The 17,979-nt window shown below is 44.4% G+C and carries 13 protein-coding genes; 3 read left to right on the top strand and 10 right to left on the bottom strand.

The window, feature by feature from the left end:
* Positions 1-55: 55 nt before the first annotated feature.
* Entirely contained in the window at positions 56-1,528 is a 1,473-nt protein-coding gene (locus KFE98_17100) for a hypothetical protein (GenBank protein UTW61710.1), read from the bottom strand.
* 272 nt (positions 1,529-1,800) lie between these two features.
* Between KFE98_17100 and KFE98_17095 the strand changes: the two genes are divergently transcribed.
* Complete coding sequence (locus KFE98_17095; GenBank protein UTW61709.1) at positions 1,801-2,685, top strand: cupin-like domain-containing protein; 885 nt, start codon at positions 1,801-1,803, stop codon at positions 2,683-2,685.
* A 253-nt stretch (positions 2,686-2,938) separates the two neighbouring features.
* Entirely contained in the window at positions 2,939-3,700 is a 762-nt protein-coding gene (locus KFE98_17090) for a 1-acyl-sn-glycerol-3-phosphate acyltransferase (protein UTW61708.1), read from the top strand.
* Here KFE98_17090 and KFE98_17085 read toward each other — a convergent pair.
* The 5 genes from KFE98_17085 to KFE98_17065 form a co-directional block, all read right to left on the bottom strand.
* Entirely contained in the window at positions 3,661-5,487 is a 1,827-nt protein-coding gene (locus KFE98_17085) for a hypothetical protein (GenBank protein ID UTW61707.1), read from the bottom strand. The genes KFE98_17090 and KFE98_17085 overlap by 40 nt on opposite strands.
* A gap of 247 nt (positions 5,488-5,734) precedes the next feature.
* Positions 5,735-6,937 carry an endonuclease/exonuclease/phosphatase family protein gene (locus KFE98_17080; protein UTW61706.1) on the bottom strand — a complete coding sequence of 401 codons (1,203 nt, stop codon included), beginning with the start codon at positions 6,935-6,937 and terminating at the stop codon, positions 5,735-5,737.
* 57 nt (positions 6,938-6,994) lie between these two features.
* Positions 6,995-7,633, bottom strand: coding sequence for an MOSC domain-containing protein (locus KFE98_17075; protein ID UTW61705.1), 639 nt, complete (start codon positions 7,631-7,633; stop codon positions 6,995-6,997).
* 350 nt (positions 7,634-7,983) lie between these two features.
* A complete protein-coding gene (locus tag KFE98_17070) occupies positions 7,984-8,535 on the bottom strand; it encodes a thioredoxin family protein (GenBank protein UTW61704.1) in 552 nt (183 codons plus the stop codon).
* Positions 8,536-8,570: 35 nt separating this feature from the next.
* Positions 8,571-9,785: an adenylate/guanylate cyclase domain-containing protein gene (locus KFE98_17065; GenBank protein ID UTW61703.1), complete on the bottom strand. Its 1,215-nt coding sequence runs from the start codon at positions 9,783-9,785 to the stop codon at positions 8,571-8,573.
* Positions 9,786-9,970: 185 nt separating this feature from the next.
* Between KFE98_17065 and KFE98_17060 the strand changes: the two genes are divergently transcribed.
* Positions 9,971-12,820: a T9SS type A sorting domain-containing protein gene (locus KFE98_17060; GenBank protein UTW61702.1), complete on the top strand. Its 2,850-nt coding sequence runs from the start codon at positions 9,971-9,973 to the stop codon at positions 12,818-12,820.
* Positions 12,821-12,884: 64 nt separating this feature from the next.
* Here KFE98_17060 and KFE98_17055 read toward each other — a convergent pair whose 3' ends face one another.
* The 4 genes from KFE98_17055 to KFE98_17040 all read right to left on the bottom strand — a co-directional run bounded on the left by KFE98_17055 (position 12,885) and on the right by KFE98_17040 (position 17,878).
* On the bottom strand, positions 12,885-13,298 hold the full coding sequence (locus KFE98_17055) for a hypothetical protein (GenBank protein ID UTW61701.1): 414 nt from the start codon (positions 13,296-13,298) through the stop codon (positions 12,885-12,887).
* A gap of 163 nt (positions 13,299-13,461) precedes the next feature.
* Positions 13,462-16,362 (bottom strand): histidine kinase, encoded by a 2,901-nt coding sequence (locus KFE98_17050; protein UTW61700.1) that lies wholly within the window; start codon positions 16,360-16,362, stop codon positions 13,462-13,464.
* Positions 16,346-17,113, bottom strand: a complete 768-nt coding sequence (locus KFE98_17045) for a response regulator transcription factor (protein UTW61699.1) — start codon at positions 17,111-17,113, stop codon at positions 16,346-16,348. The genes KFE98_17050 and KFE98_17045 overlap by 17 nt, the downstream gene beginning before the upstream one ends.
* A 114-nt stretch (positions 17,114-17,227) precedes the next feature.
* Positions 17,228-17,878 carry a hypothetical protein gene (locus KFE98_17040; GenBank protein UTW61698.1) on the bottom strand — a complete coding sequence of 217 codons (651 nt, stop codon included), beginning with the start codon at positions 17,876-17,878 and terminating at the stop codon, positions 17,228-17,230.
* Between the last annotated feature and the right edge of the window lie 101 nt (positions 17,879-17,979).

The raw sequence follows: 17,979 nt of genomic DNA, 5'->3' as shown, positions 1-17,979 counted from the left end.
GTGCCCCCCTAACCAATGGGAGGTCACAAAGCCCTTTTGTACCCCGATGGCTGTGTCAAATCATTTCAAAGCTTACGAAATTCACTCTAACCTCAGGATCATGACCATTTTCGTTTTTACTGCCGGTATCTTGCCAGGCGAAATTCGAAGCAACGAATTGAACCTTGTCCGTAAATTTAGGCTGACAACATAAAAAGTCTCCGTATTGCCCGCCTACCGTGCGACCCTCTGAAATCGAAGTGAGCTCCCATTCATAACGTTCCCCAGAAAAAAAGCCTACGCCTACCGCTGGACTGGGATAGTATTCACCACCACCATATTGCACGGATATACCTAACGTTCCATTATCATTCACAGTGATACTCGGCCAGACATAAGCATATTCTGAATTCCAAATATCATATTGGCCAATAACCTTTTTCGCTACGGTATCTACTCGAATGATAACGACATAAGGATAAGGACGATTCAATTTCAGATTGACTTCCGAACAAAACGCAAAACATAAAATATCCCCTTCCATCCAGGCAGCCTGAACGGGGTTTGTTCCTAATCGAGCCAGCCATTCGGTGGGGCTGCCCGAAGGACACTGGGCTGAAAAGTTTCCAAATCCAACATTTCCAAAATAAAGCGGGAAATGCTCCAATGCACCCGACTCATACCAACAATAAACATCGCCACTTTGATCTATTCCTCCAATTTGAACAAAGTATTGCCTATCCAAGCCATAGGAAGGACTCACATAGATTCCAGGTTGCAGTTTAATATAATCCAAATGGCCCAGAGGCTCATGAGTCTTGAGTTTTTCCAAGGGCAAGCGAATAGCAATGGAATCCTGGTCCACCCAGTTTTTATTAACACAAAGTGTAATATACAGATGGTCGCTACTGCAGGCCAACTGGGGATAATCGAAAGCATATTCATCGCCTGACTGAGTATAAATATCCTGAGCCCGAATATCGTATCGATAGACGGAACTTCCCTCTTGATAGGGTTCATTGAACACGGCTATTTCTACGGACTGACCGGACACTTTACCAGTATTTAAGTTCACCCAAATCATGCATTCGATTGAGGGAACGTACAGTACATGCTGGTCGCACCAGGTTTCCGGAAATATTTGTTTTATGTTTAGGGGCTCCCAAGTTTTTCCGCCATTCAAAGATTGAGCACCAATTCCAGTGGAATAAGAGTTGGCTGAAAGCATTCCCCATTCTTTAGCCATTGCCACGCTTGGTTCCACAACCGTTCTTGGGAGATAACCACCAAACTGAGCATGGCCAAGCTTATTGTTCATGAATATATGAAAGGTTTCAGGGCTGTGATTGATCGAGGTTTGCGGATCGGTATTGGTTTGCCACTCACCCTTATTTTCTGGAAACAAAAGGCTGCCCTTATGCTTAGATGGCCCTTGGTTATCGGCAGAAGTCTCCTGGAGATCATCAGTCGGAATGAAAGGTTTAAAAGGAATTTGTTTAGGTGTTGGAGCAGGAAAACTCCCCTTTTTGATTTTATCGTTGATGAGCATAGCGTTATTTAAGGATTTTGTTCCTCAAAATTAGAGGATCCTTAACCCCAACAACCGAGTATTTATACGGGTTAGAACGGGTATAAATCCTTAATTATGAGTCCATTTAATTGCCCCCCTTTGATCTTCTCTATAGAATAGTTGGACGTTTCACTCCACTCCATACTCATTAATCTTCCCCTTTCAAACATTGAGCAACATCTTCCAGCGGCATGATTCCAGTCAGTCTTTTACAGTAGCCTCCTCTATAGCTTTGTGCTAAACTATTTTCGATGGCCCTCGATATCAATAATCCTATTGACCGCGTTGAAGGCATTTCACGAGAAGAATTTCAACGCGACTACATGCGTCCGCAGCGCCCCTGTGTGATTCCTAACTTCTATGGAGAAGATGCGGTATTCTATACCCAATGGACGATCCCCTATTTTAAGGAAGTATTGGGTGACATACAAGTGGGAGTATACGACTCAGAAGAATCGACTCGAAAAGACGATCGCTCCTACAAGAAAACTTCAGACTTCATGCGATTTGGTGATTACCTGGAGTTGTTGGAAGCCGGACCTACCAGCAAGCGGTTGTTTTTGTTCAACATATTCAAGCACATGCCTGCTTTGAAAAAAGACTTTCGGTTTCCGAAAATCACTCCAGGTGTGGTTAGAAGCCTTCCTCTGGTATTCTTTGGTGGAACGGGTGCCCATACCCGCATTCATCAGGACATGGATATGAGCAACGTATTTCTCACCGAACTTCAAGGGCGAAAAAAAGTTATTGTTTTTGATCCCCAATATTCCGACCTGCTCTATCGCCTGCCTTTTGGAGTACACAGTTCTGTAGACATATTAAACCCTGATTATGAACGCTTTCCTGGTCTGGAAAAAGTAAAAGGATATTCCACGACACTGGGACCCAGAGACACCATTTTCATGCCTTCTGGTTGGTGGCACGATATTCATTACCTGGAGCCTTCCATTGGTATGGCTATGCGTTCCTTAGGAACCGTCAAGCAAAAAATGGAAGGATTGTATTACGTTGGATTACTCACCCATCTCGATGATCTATTCCGAAAGGTATCGGGAGAAGCCTGGTATAAAACCAAAGTAAACATTGCCAACAAAAGAGCTGAACGGGCTCTGATCAAGGAAAATGCGTCCCAATAATGCGAGCCCAATAGGAGCCGCTCGTTCATGGAACTGCTACCCACACTTAAAGTGGCTACAGTTCCTGCACTTTAAGCATTGATTTGGTAATGGCATGATTCAACAAACCATCTGATGTGTATCCAATACAATGATGGGTAGGCCATGATTTGAATCATATTTATTCTCCAGGGATCGGAATACTTTTACCTCCTCAAAGTTCGCCTAATCCAAGGCCATTTTTAAATTTTAGATTATCCCTACTTTGTAGCCTATGAAATGGTTGGCTTATACCCTTTCTTCCTTTTACTACCTCGTATTCTTTGGTTTACTGTTAGTATTTCATCCGATTCAGGTGTTGAGTTGGAAGATAAGAGGATACCAAGGCCAAAAACGAGCTGTGGATCTGCTGAATTATTGTTTAATCAAAAGCTGGGCAATTTTGGGTTCTCGGGTAACCTTCAATGGTTTAAACGATATCCCGGTCGGAAAACCCTTGATCATTGTTTCCAACCACCAGAGTCAATATGACATTCCCCCAGTTGTATGGGGTTTTCGAAAGCATTTTCCCAAGTTCATTTCCAAGAAAGAGCTGGGCAAAGGAATTCCAAGTATATCGTACAATCTCCGCAAGGGAGGCTCGGCGCTGATCGATCGGAAAAACCGTTCTCAGGCCATTAAAGAAATCATCAAACTGGGCAGGCATGTTGAGCAAAACAACTATTCGGTATGCATTTATCCGGAAGGCACGAGAAGTAAAGATGGTCAACTCAAGCCCTTTAAATCGGGTGGGTTAACTACCCTACTCCGAACAGCCCCTTCTGCACTGGTCATACCCTTTGTCATTGAAGGAACCTATGCCCTTCAAGGTTCCGGATTTCCCTTGGGTATTGGCAAAAGACTAACTTTTACTGCTCTGCCTCCAATCGATAGAAATGCCAAAAGCCCGGAAGAAATTGTGGACCAAGTTGAAAGGGCGATTCGCAAACAATTGAATCAACCTTTAGCTACAGGTTTTTCAGAATCGGTAAGTTGATTGATGTTCTGAGACAGATAAACAACTCGCTCTCTTTGCTCTTCCAACTGACTTAATACCTTAACCTTAGCTTCTTCAAAGTGATCCAGGCAACCTTTGAACAGGTCGATGTAATAGTCCACTCCTCCCAAGAGATTGCCGGCAAACTTCACAAGGTAGTTTTGCTGTTTCCTCGATGAAGAAGGAAGGGTCTCCTCTATTTTATCCTTGAGGTATTCTATGTACATAGAAAGCTCTTTAATCATCATGTTAGGGCGGTCTTTCCTCTCCATGATATTCGCTCGTCCACAAATGTGGTCCACCATTTCTTTCATTCCCAAAGTTTTGGAGAAATAGGCCAAATTAGGTCCTGGACAAATGGATACTCCATCCCCTTCGGTTTTGGTTTCGAGGTTATTTACCAAAAGAGCTGATGTTCCCAACCCCACACAAATGCAGGATTTCTCCATGATCTTTTCCTCTCTTTTGTAACGTTCCTCGTCTGACAACTCGAGCTGATCCAACTCCTTCAATTTCAGGTATTGATATTGCCGAGAAGCTGTGCAGAGTCCTTGTTCGGTGAATTCCTGATTCAAGGCGACGTAACGCTTCGGACAGGAGCTACCTGGTTTATGCTTGAGAATACGTTTCTTTTTTTCCAGGTCTTTGGTATTTCCCCGGAGGTTGTTAAAGGGTACTCCCAAGGGGGAAATATGGCTTAGGTAGAGATCTTCTTCTTTGGCCCTTTTCAGTTGTTTTAAAGTGGTTGAGTCCACGTTGGTTACCTCAGGTACCAGCAGGAATGGCGAACCCCAGCCTACTGAATCAACTTCGTAATGATTCAACAAAAAATGATGTTCTTCTGCGGTACCTACGCCCCCTTGGGCACTTATTTTTAGGGAAAGTTCCTGAGCAGGAATCTCCAGTTTTTTATCCAGTAAGGCCCGAACCAAAACGTCTCCAATTTCCGATTTAAGTTCCTTCCTTTTTTCCTTGAATTCAGCCAAAATGGGCCCTAGCAGATAACCTTCGGTAGCAAAGGCATGGCCACCGCAATTCAATCCAGACTCAATACGGTATTCGGACACCCAAATTCCCCGTTTGGCCAGCATTTTGCCTTGTACCAAGGCCGATCGGTAGTCACTTACCTTGAGAATTATCTTCTTCTTAATCTGCCCATTTTTATCCGGGTAAAAGTCAGCGAAGCCTTCTAAATAGCTGTACAGTCGAGGATTCATACCTGCTGACAAGACCAAAGAAGATGAAAGATTGCTTTGAGCATAACCCCGTAAGGCGGCGTGGGCATCATTGTATTCTACCGGCAGTTTTTCCTTCTTCACGTAATTGTCCTTGTCCACCTTGGTCATGATGTTGACGTCGATACTGCCTGGTGTCAGGTGATCGCGTAGCCAATTTTCCAAATCCTTGAGGCTGTAAGATCGACTTGAAAGGCGCCTATATTCCTGCTTAACGACAGAATCTTCGGGTAATAAATTCAAATAGGTCCAAAGTCCACTACCCGGCTCCAGGGACGATTTCTTTAGCTTTTCAAATTTTTCTTCCACCAATTGATGGATCATATTTAAGTAGGCAGTAATGCGTTTAGCACGAAAATCATCCATGCTGGAAGAAATTTCCTCGTACGGTAATTTGAAATCCCGGCAGTACATTTTCCGTAATTTCTCAATCAGGATATCATCTACGAGGGAAATAACTGAGTCAATTCCGAAGGGTGATACTTTTAGGGGCGTATCTATAGTATATCCAATGCCCATAACCGGGATATGGAAGGAGTGAGTGAATGCCATAGCTTTTGCTTAATTCTATAAATAGAAATTCGTTAAAACTAAGCAAGCATCACTGACCGTATCCTGTCGACCGTTCCTTTCATTTCTGATATTGGTCATATTCAATGCACCAATATCGAGGCCTGCTTAGGTACAGACAGATCGCTGAATACAATCAACTCAAATCACTGATTTAGAGTTACCTGATCCTATCAAATGGAATTTAGGTAGCCAAAAGTTTGGAAAGCGAATTCATTCCCCCTCGGAATCATTCGAGCACAATGGCAGGGAGAACATCGAGTACCTCCCCCTCATGAAAACATTGAACCCAATACCAACCAGCACGAGGTAATTGTAAAGGAATGGAGCGGTCAGCAGCTCGAGGGTTTATCGAAATATCCTGAATGGTTTTCCCAGACATTTCTTTAACTACAATTCGGGATACTTCCACATCCTTTTGCCACTCCAGCCGGCTATTCGAAGTGCTTGGGTTCGGGAAAATGCGAAATGCTGATTCTTTCGCTAAGTTATCCAGGTTGATTCCAAGTGCAGTATCCTGCTTGGTGGTATCCTGATCTTGGGCCACACCCAGAGCAAACCGATAGGCTACCGGACGGTGATCCGAAATGTAGTAGTCGTAATCGTTCCAGCCACCATTGAGGTAATCGTCTACCTTGACGCAACTCACCTGTTGATTAGGACTGCTAAAGGTGCTCAGCAAGGGCTTGTTAATCAAAATGTGATCGAGGTGCGATGGCCAGGATGGATAGGACCAATTGGCCGATGAAGACTGAGCAATGGGCATGTCTACAAAATAGTAGTTGGTATCATCTATTTCCTGTTGGAAGATGTTATGCACCTGAGGATCGGTGATCAGATCATTCAAATCACCAACCACCATCACACGCTCGTTGAACCAGTTCAGGTTAACATAGTCCATGATCAAACGGTGTCCGGCATAGCGTCTGGACTCTTCATCCCCCGGATCGTTTCTGTCCCACGACCCATTTCCGCAACACTTGTAATGGTTGTTAATCACCCGAATGGTAGAATCCTGGTACTCAAACTCAAGAACCAAAGGAGCTCGGGGCAATGGATTACGGTATTGACTCTGGGTAAACAACTGGGAAACTTTGGCGTTTTTCACCGTTTTGGTATTGTACACATAGGCCAATCCCCGGAAATACACTTTTCCAAAAACGGCCTTGTAATCGGGTAAAGAACGCAATGAACGCTTTAGATCGTTGGTATCATCAATTTCTTGCAAAGCCCATACATCAATGTCCATAGCTGCGATGATCTTGCCCACCGAATCGATGGTCGCATTACCGCGTTTAGGAAACCGCTCAATGTTCCAGCTTGCTACTTCTAAGGTTGAATCTGTACCCCAATCAAGGTCTTTAAGGGATTGTGCCTGACCCCAAACAGACCAAAGCAATATCAATACTAATCCAGCGCTTCTTCCAATCATGCTGCAAAGAACGGGATTAATTTGAGAACAGGGAGTGCCGTTTTGGTCAGGTACCAGCTATTGGGAGTACTTTTTACTGAGGTATTCTTTATTCGTTGCCGAAAGCCAGGAATTCGCCAGTACCTTTTCTAAGGTTTCAGAATCTTGGGCTCCGTGATAGAGCATTCGAAACACATCTGCCACGGTAACACTGTTTTCCGCACGTTCGATAAGTTGAAGCTCATCGCCGGTAGATACTTCACCCGGTTTCAACACCCGTACATAAATACCGGAATACGACTGATTGATAAATTCCTTTAACACGCCCTGATCTCCAAATCGAACTCCCAACTTAAAACAAGGTTGCCGGGGTTGAGAAACCTGAATCACGGCACTTCCTGCTTGGTAGGTATCACCAATGAAAACCTGGCGTTCGTCGCAATCACTCAAACTGAGGTTTTCTCCAAACATGCCATAACTCCAATCGAGATCGGGGTACTTTTCTTTCCAAAAGGCGTAGTGATCCACCGAGTAGAGGTAGCAGGCTTTATCTACCCCGCCGTGGTAACGACGGTCAATAACGTGATCGCCTTTTACGTCCGTTGCTTCCAAAGTCAAAGGATGATTTACAGGATCCTTAAAAATTCCGGTTTCTACTTCTTGTCCTTGCCAAATAACGGTTTTCCGTTGGCCAATGTTGGTGGAAATCACTTTCATGGAGTCCAAATTTTTAGGAATTCAAATATAGTAAGGATTCCTAATGAAGTGCGGAAATGATTGGGATTTGTCAGGCGAATGCCTTGGGACAACGTTTACAGAATTTTCCCTTCTTCTTTTTAAAACTGCCACAGCATTTGTTTTTCATCTTCTTGTTTTTGGCAAGAATCATCAAAATACAAGAATCATTAACTGAAGGCTGCGGCTCGTGAATGGGAGAAATAACGCTGTTCATTATTTAGATTCGTTCTAAACAGCAAATATAGGTGCAGAACAAAGACGATGAACAATTCACCACTTCTTTTTTTAAACGGGTATCAACAATCCTTTAGAAATACTGGAATTTAAGGCTACTTCCATTTAATACTGCACCCCATACTTGGGTATTGTTCAGTATCCACAGGTTCTTCCGCCAGAATAGCATCCAGGGCCGTACAGAGATCGGTTCCACTCGCCTGCCCCATTCCCGGTCTCGAATCATCGAAACGACCTCGATAAGCGCATTTCAAATCCTGGTCAAAAACAAAGAAATCGGGTGTACATTCAGCTCCATAGGCCTTAGCTACATCCTGGGTTTCATCGTAGAGATAAGGAAAAGGATAACCTAACTGCTGAGCCACTCGAGTCATATACTCGGGGCCATCCTGGGGATGCGTTTCCACGTTGTTGCTACTAATAGCGATAAACTGAATCCCCTTTTCCTGGTATTTACGAGCAACTTTGACTAACGCTTCATTTACGTGAATCACGTAAGGACAATGGTTGCAGATGAACATAACCACCGTTGCTTTTTCTGAGCGCAAATCCTGCAGGGAAAGCAACTTACCGGAAACGGTGTCGGGCAATTGAAAAATGGGAGCTGGGGTTCCCAATTCCATCATATTGGATTCTACCAAGGCCATATCATTCGATTTGTATCAAAGGTAATAGGCAATGCCTAAACGAGCTTAAACACACGAACGGGCTTTTCAATTCCTTTCAGATGCATCAGACCTAAATCTTCATGGGACTGGACCCTATCGTTGGCCGCCAGAAAAACACTTTCGGAAATGAGAAATTGACTGCCCACTTTTTTGTTCAAGGGCTCTATTCGTGCTGCGATAATCACGTTTTTACCGGTTAAGGAATAAGACCGGCGCTGCTCATTACCAATATTTCCGGCCACAAGATTTCCCGAATTCAAACCTATTCCCAGGCGGATATTCGGTATTTTTCCATTCTCCCCTAACTCTTTCACTTTGTCCAATATGTCATAGCCTGATCGCACCGCCTTTTTAGCATGATCCGAGTCTTCCCGGGGAGCTCCAAAAACCGCCATCAATCCATCTCCCAAGAGTTGAAGAACCACCCCATTGTTCCCTTCCACGATTCGAATCAGTTCTCCGAATACCAGGTTTTGAAAATGAGCTACTTCTGAGGGTGTTCTGGAATCGGCGAAGACCGTAAAATCTCGAATATCGAGAAACATGACTGTTGCATCATAACTTTTGGTGGGCAGTTCCTGGTTGCTAAAAATCATCTCCTTGGCTATTTCCAGAGATACCTGTTGATTGAGCAAGGCCTCCACCTTATCCGACATTTGTTTGGTCACTTCTTTCTCCTCCAATAATCGCATTTCAGCTCTGCTGGCCGATTTGGAGTAATAGTTGATCAAGAGCGAAATCACTACGATAACCGAAACCGAGTTGATTACTAAAACAACATTACTTGGCTCTGAATCAATAACATATTGAGCTTCTTGGGTGGTTAAAAATAAAATCGCGTAGGTTAGGCTCACCACCCCAAGCATTCCAAATTGGAAGATGCTCTTCCATTTGGGATTGAAAAAGCAAAGCCCAGCCAGGTAGATTAACCAATAGTGAGCCCCTGAGTCCCAACCCAGAAAGTAGGATGTAACGATCTGATGCAACCACAATTCCGTGAAGGCCAGAAAAAAAGCCAGGTTTATCGCCCCTCTCCTATTTAGAATAAGCGCACTGGCAAAGGCTGGGACGCTGTAGAGCAAATTGAACCAAGCCAGTTCTTTGATGTCCAGGACAAAGAACATGAACACCGCCGAAAAATGGGCAATTAAACCAATCCAGTAAGCTGCATTGGTAATATTGATAAACCGACGATTTAAGGATAGTTCTTCTTCCGGAGATTCGCTCATATCGGATACTAAAATACAACTCCCTCCTAGAAGCTGTTCCCCCCATTCCGGGAATTGATTAGACTTTTTCGAATCAGAATTCTAATCCAAAACGACCAAATTCTAATCCGTTTACCTGAAAATTTGGGCTAAGTGGCTCATTTTATTTAAAATAGATGTACCCTATTTCTTTAAATGCTACACCCATGAAAAAACTGACTGCCCTGCTATTGGTTCTATTCTCAATTGCCTTAGCTCATCTTTCAGCCCAAACCCTTACTTTTTTTGATTATCAGGATCATCTATCCGTTACCGGAGCGGACAACAAGTCCATTACCGAAATGGTGTACAAGGATAATCACCTTTATACGGTAGGCTATTTCAATAAATTGGCCTTTATCAATCAGGATACCACGGTCCATGCCATGCAATCGGGAACCCTTATCGCGGGGTTTGTCACAAAATCTGATTCGGCCGGAAATCTAATTTGGGCCAAGAGTTTTGGCAATCCAGGAATAGCGACTCCTGACGATATTGCGGTAGACGATCAGGGAAACTTGTACATCACCGGTTATTTTGGCTTGCAAATACCTGTGGATTTTGACCCCGGCCCTGGAACCTTTCTAATGACCAGTGAAAGAGCCCATGCTCAGTTTATATTAAAACTGGATTCCCGTGGCAACTTTGTTTGGGCTCGTCAACTGCCTCAAAACAGCCGGATACCTGGTTACCTGTCTATCACCTTAGATGGAGCTGGTGACGTTTATGTAGCTGGTGGGTTTCAAGATACGATCGATCTTGACCCTGGTCCAGGCGTAGACTTGAATCCGGGTAATGGGTCCCAAAATTCCTTCCTGATGAAATTGAACCCCAACGGCCAGCGCATTTGGGTAGAAAGTGACTGGGGAGGTGGTAATCTTTTTATCCGCGATGTTCAAATTGATCCACAGGGTGGTTTGTACTTAACGGGTGCCTGTTTTTCCAGCCCCGATCTAGACCCCGGCCCCTGCGAAAGACGGGGAACCAAAACTTTCTATATTGCCAAATGGGATACCAGCCGCCAGTTTCACTGGGCTCGAGATATGGAGCGGGTGGTCTACTCCATCCTCCCCGATTCGATGGGAAACTTGTACTACAACGGGAGCTACCAAAACCACAATGATTTTGATCCCGGCCCTGGTGTGGATCTAAAACCTCACCTCCCCGCTTCTACCATGGGATTGTACCTGGCCAAAATGAGCGCCGAAGGTATTTACCAATGGAGCCGGGCCATGAAATTTCAGCCGAACTGGTCGCATTACCCCATGATGATGGGTAAATCAGGTGATCTTTTAACCGCCGGATACTTTGACCTACAAGCCCAATTTGATGAATACGATACGGCAGTAACCCGCACCCAGGGAGGTAGAGACGCATTCATCGTAACCCACAGTGCCAATGGTGAATACTTAGGAAAAACGACGTTTGCAAGTTCACAAAATGAATCCATCTGGCATTTGGCGGGAGATCCAAATACGAATAATCTATTCGTCAATTTTTCCGTCACCCGAAGTTTAGACCTTGATCCTGATCCACAGCAAACGGTGACTCATTCCAATGGTATTGGCTATTTTGATTTAGTAGTAGCCCGTTATAAGTTCTGTACCGTTTTGATTCCTACGGACACGGTATTCATTTGCCCTGGTGACAGCGTTTGGGTGGCCGGAGCTTACCGTAAAACAATCGGCAATTATTCGGAACCTACTAATGTACCCAATTGCAACTGCCATACTCTTACCACAGTTGCAGCGGCGCAATCCCAGGTTAAAGAGGAAATTATTGCGTTGTGCCCCGGCAAAGTCTATACTTTTCGAAATGGAGACACCACTCACCTTCCCACAAAACATGAATGTACCCTCTCTTTTCCCGGAGCTTGTGATACTACATTTATAACGCATGTAGTGAGTTCACCTCCTTGCTTTAAACCCATTTATAAAAATGCCAGCACTTGCGTAGGACAGCTCTACTATTTCCCGGATGGGGACACTTCATCCATCGCAACTATTGATACGAGCTATGTAAGTTCACCTTACGCTTGCGATAGTATGATTATCACTCAACTGCAGGTGGTTAATCAGAATAAATTCAGCGTTCAGGCCAGCGTTTGCCAAGGCAACTTCTACACCTTTCCGGATGGAGACACCTCGAGTATAGCCACGGTGGATACAAGCGTGATGGTGAGTCAAGCGGGTTGCCAGAGCACTATTATTACTCATTTAACCATTAGTCCGGGCTTCCATATCACGGAAAACGCTTCTGTATGTAAGGGCCAGGTCTACATGTTTCCAGATGGTGATACTTCATCCATGGCCGGCACTCATATTAGCCATTTGAGTTCTCATACCGGATGTGATAGTTTAGTAGAAACCCAATTGACGTTAAACCCACACTATGAGCGCTTGGATTCAGCCGTTATATGTCCTGGTGATCAATACCTATTCCCAGGTGGCAATATTGGAACAATGGCTACTACCGACACGGCCTTACTCAGCACCCAAATGGGATGCGACAGCACCATTATCACCGTACTTGAAGTAAAAACGCTGGACACCGTTGTAACTGAGATCAACGGAGTACTTGTCGCCCGAGATTCCCTGGCCAGTAGCTACCAATGGATCGAATGTCATACCGGTAAGCACCTGGTGGGTGAGCAACAACGAACATTCACACCCACCCAAAATGGATATTATGGGGTAATTATAAGCCGAGACAACTGCTCGGATACGGCATGTTTTGCCATGGAAACCGTTGGAATTCAAAACGGATCAGGTGTTCAAAATCAATTTAGGGTATACCCCAATCCAACTGAACGCCATACGCTACTGAGCCATAAGGACGAATCGATCCGTTACTCCCTCACTTTGTACAACAGCAAAGGACAAGTTTTGCTTCGGGAAGACTCTATAAAAGACAGTCAGTTCCCGATTGATTTGGCCCCTTATCCCAAAGGGGTGTATCACCTTCAGGTGACTGAACAATCTGGTAGAAGCACCCATTTTCGATTGGTCAAAAGGTAAGTCCACAAAAAAGGCCAGTGGGAAGTAAACCACTGGCCTAAGTGTTAAGTAAAATGGAGTGTAACTAAAAAATAAACAGGGTGTTACACGTTGCCCAATCTACACTCAAATTGGGCCCGCAACTACCACAAGCCGCTGCAGAAGCACTGGCTGTGGGTGGCGAACCTAAATTGCATCCGCCGGTGCATCCCTTGCTAACAGTGACCGTTGGACCACAAAAAGATCCGGGCGCATTGGAAAAAATAACCTGGGCCGAAAACCAATAGTTGGGAGCTGGATCAGGTACACTCACCGATCCACCTGGAGGAACGACATAGGTTTGGTGGCTTGGAATAAACCCCGAGCAAGTGGCACCCGGTGGTGAGGTTAATAAAGTAACTTGAACAGTGCATGCTGCACTATTCATAATCTGAATGGGTTGGGCATAGGACGCTAAACTTAGTCCAATGGCCAGAATAAGGAAACTGAGCTGTTTCATTGTTTAAGAGATTAATTATGGAATTTAACAATGGCCCTTTCCCAAACTGAAAAAGAGCGTTTTACATCGTAATATTCTGGCAAAACCTCAGCTACTCCAACAAGCGATGAATAAGTGATGAAAGTGGGCGAACCACTGATGATGAACAGTGTATAACTGAATCTTAGAAATTAAGCTCAATCCCAATTTCAGCCAGGGTCCCTCCTATTGGATCTCCGTTTTCCGTTCTTTCCCTAAGAAGCAAGTAATTGTTTTCAGATCCCATTTTCAAGCGTTCGCGGGTAATGGACAACCCATGAGATTGATGCCCCTTTCGGGACTTGGATTGGGCAGCTTGTAGCCCTACTCCATTATCTTTAACCTGAATGATCAACATATTGGTTTGACGGTAAATTCTGATTTCTATTTTTCCAGGTCCATCCAAAGGTTGCACTCCATGCCAAATGGCATTTTCTACCAAGGGTTGAATAATCATGTTAGGTAACTGAAGGTTAACAGTTTTGAGATCACCTGCAACATGAATCTCTTTTTCAAAAGGTCGATCCATCCTCGCCTGTTCCAGTCGCATGTAGATTTCCAATCTTCTAACCTCTTCGCTCAGCGAAATGGACCCTTTTCGCGAAGAGTCCAGATTGAGCCTTATCAATTGGGCAAAATCGGCCATAAAACGATTGGCTTCCCTGTTCTTAATGTGGCTGTAGTAATGTTGAATGGTATTGAGTGAGTTGAAGATAAAATGGGGATTCATAGACAGGTTGAGTGCCTGCTGCTCGAGTTCGTTGATTTTTTGAATGAATTTTTGCCGCTTTAGGGCCCTCCTTTTTTCGGCTCGTAAAACGCTCCATAAAATGAAGCCAAACAACAGTAACAGCAGCAATAGGATGGTAACCAAAAACTTCGCCGTTTTCCAAAAAGGAGCATGAACAATAAAAGATCGATGAGCCACTTCACCCCAAACGGTTCCGGGAACTTTACTCCGCACTTCAAATCGGTATTGGCCCGGCCCAAGCCCCACATATTCTGCCACATTCTGCTGGGTATGGTGCCATTGAGTATCCACTGGCATTAAGCGGTAGGCATAATTTACTCCGGATGGATTGGTATAGTTGATAGAACCATAGTGTAATCTTAGGTTGTTTTGTTGCCAGGTAAATTCTGGTACAGAAGCATCAAAAAGAGTGGTATCTCCCATGAGCTCGAGGGCATCGATACGAACCGGAAAGGAAACCCGGTTGGAAACTTCTATTCGGTCCAAATCTATCCGAGTCAGTCCTTTGTTGGTTCCCACCCAGAGTTGTTGCTGGACCGAATCATAAGCCAAGGCCTGTACCACTTTTGAAATCAGGCCATTTCCTTCTGTGTATCCGGTAATCAAATCATCGTAATACAAATTGAGTCCCTGATCCGTTCCTACCCACATACGATGCTGATCATCCTCTATCAGGCACCTGACCGTATTGGAAAGCAAACCGTGTTCTGTCCCATACCGATTCCATGTATCGCCTCCATCCCAAACTAAAACTCCCACCGAAGTGGCAAACCACCACTCCCCGGGTCTTCGCAAAGCATCAAAAAATTTGACATAGGCATATTCCTCTGGTACTTGTAGACGCTGAAGTTCCTCCAGATCCGATTTTACCGTAAACAGCCCATTGGAAGTGCCCAGGAGCAAAAGATGCTGGCCCCTATCCAACCAACGAATGAAGTATTCCTTGCTAAACCTTTCATGGTTACCTGGAATACGCTTCAGATTTCGACGAAGATTGTTTCGATCTTTTAGAATCAGCAGGCCCCAACGACCGGAGAACACGGTATCACCGTAATGAATTGAGGCACTAAATACATTATCAACCAACCCTTTAGTCTTGTCCCAGCGAGGATTGGAATTGAACACGTGGGTAGCGTAAAAAATGCGCTCGCCCTGATCTTGAATCTCGGAGACATATCCACTGAGGGCCTCTCGTTCTGAAGCATTTAGGTCATACTCCTGAGCTAAATTCCAAGGCCCTACTATTCCCGTTTTATTGACTCGATTGATGCCCTTACTCGTTCCTACCAAAAGGCCACTTTGAGTCCATTCCATACAAAGTATATGTCCTGAACTCAATCCATCCACTGTGCTGTAGCTGGTAAAGGGATTGTTGACCAAACAAAAAAGGCCGGAAGACTGGGTTGAAATCCACAAATTTCCTGATCGGTCTATAAACAGGTAAGTCACCTGATCTCCTGAAAAACCCAAACTGGAAGACACCTCTGTAATTCGGTCTCCCTGAAGGAGATATAATCCTTCGTTGTAGCCCGAAAGCCAAATGTTTCCATTTGGATCGCGTACGGCGTATTGCACGTATTCTTTTACCTCATCGAGGTGCCTGACCGTTTGAACCTTACCATTCTTTAGCGCATAGATTTTATCCTTTCCAAAAAGAAGGGTACTATCCTCCAAAGGAAGAAGAGCGGTTATGAAATTAACTCCCGGAAGAAGTATTGAGTCCTGACCGATTAAATAAGTCTCCTTATTGTTGGACACAAAAAGTGAATCGCTGCTAAAGGGATAGGCAAACAACCATTGAAATTTTTGTTTATTCAGGTTGATCTCACGCCGATTAAGCTGGGTATCCACCACCGTTATCACCTCCCGATTGTAGAAAGCAATAGACTGATCTTCCGGAGATTGAACAAAGGTGACCGGCTTAGCACCATGCCGATGTAAAAGCGCTCGGAGCGGTTTATCTTTTTGAATCAAATAGAGCAAGGAATCGTGACTCCCCACAACCATTTGCCAGTCATTGGTCCATTTAAATATCCGTTCTGCAGCATCATATCCTTGAGGACGCTGTAGCGGGTAGTATTCGAATACCGTACCGTCGAATCGGGAAACACCTTTGTCTGTTCCTACCCAGATATAGCCGTGATCATCCTGCGATAAACCGTAAACACTGCTTCCCTGCAGTCCTTGCTCCTGATCGAAATGCATAAAAGAAAACGTTCGGGTATACTGCGCCGACGCCCACGAAGAAATCCCCAGGAACAGAACGAAAAGGAAGTGCTTAAGCAAAGTACTCACCAATCTTCCGTTTGAATTCCTTGTTCTTTCGCTGTGAAATGAGAATTCGTGTACCATCTTTCAAAATGGCCTGACTGCCATCCTTTTGGGTATACTCTTGAAAGAAGTCGAGGTTGATCAAATGAGAATGATGAACCCGGTAGAAATTATATTTGGGCAGAAGGGATTCAAAGTAGCCCAGGTTTTTGGAAACCAACTCTGTATCGCCATTTTGATAGAACAAACGGCTGTATCCTCCATCCGCAGAGATTCGGATCAGGTCAGCCGTTTCCACCATTTTAAACCCATGAGCCTGGGGAATTTTAAGGCAAGATTTAGCAGAATTTGCACCGCCTGCAAGAAATGCTGAGGCCAGTTCCTGTAGATTGATTTGTGACGATTTTTTTTCCTGAATGCTGGAAGCCACTTTTTCCACGGCTTGCTCCAATTCGTCAATGTTAATGGGCTTGAGCAGGTAGTCCAATGCATTGGCCCTTAAGGCTTGAATAGCATATTCCGAATGACCGGTTACAAAAATGATGGGCAAAGACGAATCTCCCAATCGATCTAAAAACTCAAAGCCGCTGATACTGGGCATTTGAACATCCAAAAAAAGGCAATCAACCGGATGATCCTGAAGAAAAGATATGGCTTCATGGGGCTTTTCAAAGTCACCTAAAACTTGTACTTCAGGACAGTAATTATTCAGGAGGTTTCTCAGGTTGATTCGGGCACTTTTTTCGTCATCAACCAACACGGCATTCAATTTCATGAATCAAGGAGGGCTTTTAGGATTGTTTGATTTATTTGGTAATAAACCTTTCAGGTTTAACTAATTAGCTGTTTAACGATTAATTCGGACTAAAAGTATCTCCCATTATCATGCCTAATTTTTGCCAAAGCTCCAATTGATAAAAGGCAAACTTCGTCGCTCATTTCGGTTCCAAAGTCCAATCTGAAACCCATTAAGATCTTCCGTAAAGTTAAAAGCGCCCAGCTGAAGTCCATTAACCCGCTCCGCCGAATTGAGCATGCCCAATTGAAGGCCATCGGTTTGATAAGAATAATTCCACAGAGCTGCCTGCACTCCCCTTACCTGCTGGTGAATGTTGACTGCTAAGGCCAATGAAACTCCACGTACACTTCGATTGTAATGCCCTATTAAACCCAGCGTGACTCCATTCACCTGGCAATCGCAAAGGGAACCCAGCCCGGAAATATTTACACCATTAATTCGCTCAGAAAGCGGCATGGCCAATTCAGCTTGATAGGCCGAATCGGATTTTAGGGTGGGAACATCTGGAATAAACAGGAGAAACAACCCTCCTCCAATGATTTCAACCCGAACGCCATTGGTCCTCACCTTCCGTTCATCGGTCATCCAACTGAATAACCCTACCGAAAGGCCGTGAATATTAGCGCTCTCTTGATGAAAACTCCAAATGGGCGCATAGTTTTTTCGCTGAGCCCCAACTTTTAGGACCGTCCCAAGGAAGAGGGCAATAAAGAGCACATAGAGAATTGGTTTTGTGGCCATGGTAACGAGGGTTGTCTAACAAAAGTCGGGAATTCTCCTAAGACCCATAGCCCATCTGGCAAAATCCACGGATTCTAAAATGAGATTTAACCAGGCATTGG

The sequence above is a fragment of the bacterium SCSIO 12741 genome (assembly GCA_024398055.1).
Lineage (GTDB): Bacteria > Bacteroidota > Bacteroidia > Flavobacteriales_G > Salibacteraceae > SCSIO-12741.
This window is presented reverse-complemented; position numbering and strand designations above follow the sequence as displayed.